The organism is Nostoc sp. UCD121 (assembly GCF_014222285.1).
In the GTDB taxonomy this organism is placed as follows: Bacteria; Cyanobacteriota; Cyanobacteriia; order Cyanobacteriales; family Nostocaceae; genus Nostoc.
Genome location: NZ_JACKZS010000465.1, coordinates 1 through 1,332, shown reverse-complemented (window position 1 = coordinate 1,332; position 1,332 = coordinate 1). Strand labels below are relative to the sequence as shown.

Sequence of the window (1,332 nt, the reverse complement as noted above, 5' to 3'; positions counted from 1 at the left end):
TAGAGAACCTGGGGTCTTTACTTCATCACCCAACTTGAAAGGTTTAGAATTCTTAGATATCCAACAAGTGTCAGATTTGAAGTGTTGGGCTACTAAATTTAATCCTTTCGCCCTTTCAGTTATTGCGCTATCCGAACCAATTCTTTTGGAGACAACGGTAGATGTAACCACCAGGAGGGACAAAGCATTTACCCCAATTGCTACCCAGATTATTGGGTTGATGTGAAACTTCATTTCTGAGATTTTAACTGATTGACGATTGCATCTATTAGCCCTAGATGCTCTCTAATTAAAAGGTTTTCGTTGATATCCTTCATAACTGGGGTCATTCTCATCTGTGCCTGGGAAGCTGGACAACTACCCACCATATTGACTTCTGTTTGTAGCAAGTTAGTTGTCAACGTGTGAAGTAAGAAAAGCTTTTCAAGGCGATTCAGTTCTTCAAAAGTGCTGCCCAACTCTTCTTGCAATTCATCCAGAAACGAACCATCTCCCGGTGTAACTGAGCAGTAATATCCGATTGGTTTAGCCATTTGTTAGAATCCTTGTGTACTTTTCGTTTTTGCGGCGAGAGATACGTCCCGGAGTGAGGCGATTGCAGTGATTGGTCGTCGATGCAATCGCTTCATCATCAGTTCTCACAAAACTCAACAAGTTCAAAAACCTCCCTCTGCACTTGGTTTTGGCTTAATTCTTTTCGTTTGCCTTTCGAGTCATTGAATATGAAAGGGCATTGACTCCACAATTAGACCGATGGCTGTAGCGCAGTTGTTGACCACGAAATTCGTACAAATGATTACGTTGCAAAGTTGTCGTTTCTAACATTTGCTTCCTCAAACTTGGGAATAAAACTCGATATTTAGAATCGCTTCGTGAATCTCCATCAAGGCTTGGACTGCATCACCTATTTTTAGGTCATTCGATGTACTGAACCTCTCGGAGGCTTCGATTTGCTTGTAATTGGGAGATGCTTGCACGAACCTAAGAGTCTGTTCGCAACCCAGGATGATGGTCATGATTTCGGTTGTTGTTAGGCTTGGCTGTGTCTTTTGAGTGTCTTGGTCGCTCATAACTTGTTTCTTCTCCTTTGGGTTTTGATTGGTGCGGTTGGTGCTTCTGGCTCACTGTTTGGCGCTTGTGGCTGACTCGGCTTTTGAAGTACATAGCTGATTGCCCCTGCACCACCCACGGCTGCGGCGATGGTGAACATATTGTTTCTGCCAAGCTGCTGCACTCCGAAATAGCCAAAAGCGATCGCTGCTGCTGTTGCTCCAATGCCTAAAACCGTGTTTCTGAATGTGGTTCTGCTCATGCTGCCCCTTTAAAATTAGT

4 protein-coding genes are annotated in these 1,332 nt (G+C 43.8%); 1 reads left to right on the top strand and 3 read right to left on the bottom strand.

Features of this window, described 5'->3' with window-relative positions; all coding sequences use genetic code 11:
* A partial coding sequence (locus GNF10_RS36905) for a hypothetical protein (protein WP_185607495.1) occupies nucleotides 1-226 on the top strand: 226 nt, incomplete at its 5' end.
* Between the two features lie 4 nt (nucleotides 227-230).
* Here GNF10_RS36905 and GNF10_RS36900 read toward each other — a convergent pair.
* From GNF10_RS36900 to GNF10_RS36885, 3 genes are all read right to left on the bottom strand, one after another.
* Nucleotides 231-533 (bottom strand): hypothetical protein, encoded by a 303-nt coding sequence (locus GNF10_RS36900; protein ID WP_185584622.1) that lies wholly within the window; start codon nucleotides 531-533, stop codon nucleotides 231-233.
* 300 nt (nucleotides 534-833) lie between these two features.
* The gene (locus GNF10_RS36890; RefSeq protein WP_185581998.1) at nucleotides 834-1,070 is read right to left on the bottom strand and encodes a hypothetical protein; all 237 of its coding nucleotides are present in this window, start codon (nucleotides 1,068-1,070) and stop codon (nucleotides 834-836) included.
* Nucleotides 1,067-1,312 (bottom strand): hypothetical protein, encoded by a 246-nt coding sequence (locus GNF10_RS36885; protein WP_185581997.1) that lies wholly within the window; start codon nucleotides 1,310-1,312, stop codon nucleotides 1,067-1,069. The genes GNF10_RS36890 and GNF10_RS36885 overlap by 4 nt, the downstream gene beginning before the upstream one ends.
* Nucleotides 1,313-1,332: the final 20 nt, after the last annotated feature.

What these genes read in the sequence shown, in the direction of transcription:
- GNF10_RS36890 (WP_185581998.1), bottom strand. Translation starts at nt 1,070, where the DNA reads ATGAGCGACCAAGACACTCAAAAGACACAGCCAAGCCTAACAACAACC.
- GNF10_RS36900 (WP_185584622.1), bottom strand. Translation starts at nt 533, where the DNA reads ATGGCTAAACCAATCGGATATTACTGCTCAGTTACACCGGGAGATGGT.
- GNF10_RS36885 (WP_185581997.1), bottom strand. Translation starts at nt 1,312, where the DNA reads ATGAGCAGAACCACATTCAGAAACACGGTTTTAGGCATTGGAGCAACA.